A 440-nucleotide genomic window follows, 5' to 3' on the forward strand; every position below is an offset into this window, starting at 1 on the left:
GTTCGTCACCGTCCTCGCCGAGCGGCTGCCCCGGCTCGGCAACCTGCTCGGCGAACTGAAGGCCGGCGAGGGCAGCGTCGAGGGCAACCTCACCGAGATCGCCCGGGTGGCCGCCCTGTTCTACGAGCAGACCTTCCCCATGGCCGCGTCCCTCTACGCCGAACCCCAGCTCAAACGCCGCCACGAGCAGGGCGTGGGCGGGCTGGAGGCCGGACCCCATCTGCCGATCCAGTGGCTCGACGCCTATCTGCGCGCCGAACAGGGCGCGGGCCGCATCCGGGCCGACGCGGACACCTACGCCGCCGCCTCCCTGCTGATGGGCGCCTGCGCTCAGCGCGCCTTCGCCTACGCCGCGCTCCCCGGCGGCGAGCCCCCGCAGCCCCTGGACGACTTCGCCGCCTCCGTCGCCCGCACCCTGCTGGGCGGAATCAGCTAGCCAG

1 protein-coding gene is annotated in these 440 nt (G+C 73.9%); it reads left to right on the forward strand.

From position 1 onward, the window contains the following. A partial coding sequence (locus tag AC0AIB_RS31375) for a TetR/AcrR family transcriptional regulator C-terminal domain-containing protein (RefSeq protein ID WP_465098107.1) occupies positions 1-436 on the forward strand: 436 nt, incomplete at its 5' end. Between the last annotated feature and the right edge of the window lie 4 nt (positions 437-440).

Source organism: Micromonospora sp. DSM 43699 (genome assembly GCF_055517075.1).